We start from the raw sequence: 333 nt of genomic DNA, 5'->3' as shown, positions 1-333 counted from the left end.
ACGCAGGCGGCCGGTTTGCGATCGATGCCAACACTGGCGTCGTGACCCTCGCCGCAGGACTCGACTACGAAACGAGCACCAGCCATAGCGTCACTGTCCGAGCGACCAGCACCGACGGCTCCTCGACCACCCAAAGCTTCACGATCAACGTCAACGACGTCGACGAGTTCGACGCTACGCCAGTAGTCGACACCAACGCGGCAGCGAACGAGATCGACGAAGACGCAGTGATCGGTTCGGCGGTCGGCATCACGGCTTCATCGGACGACGCCGACGGCACCGACTCGGTCAGCTACTCGCTCGACGACGACGCAGGCGGCCGGTTTGCGATCG

The 333-nt window shown here is 64.0% G+C and carries 1 protein-coding gene; it reads left to right on the top strand.

The genetic code is table 11. From position 1 onward, the window contains the following. Window positions 1–333, top strand: a 333-nt coding sequence (locus GNK13_RS20390; protein WP_164104396.1) for a cadherin repeat domain-containing protein, incomplete at both ends; no start/stop codon positions are given.

This window comes from Candidatus Laterigemmans baculatus, assembly GCF_010367455.1.
Lineage (GTDB): Bacteria > Planctomycetota > Planctomycetia > Pirellulales > Pirellulaceae > Laterigemmans > Laterigemmans baculatus.
Note: the sequence above shows the minus strand (reverse complement) of the source record. Positions and strands in the feature narration are given on the sequence as shown.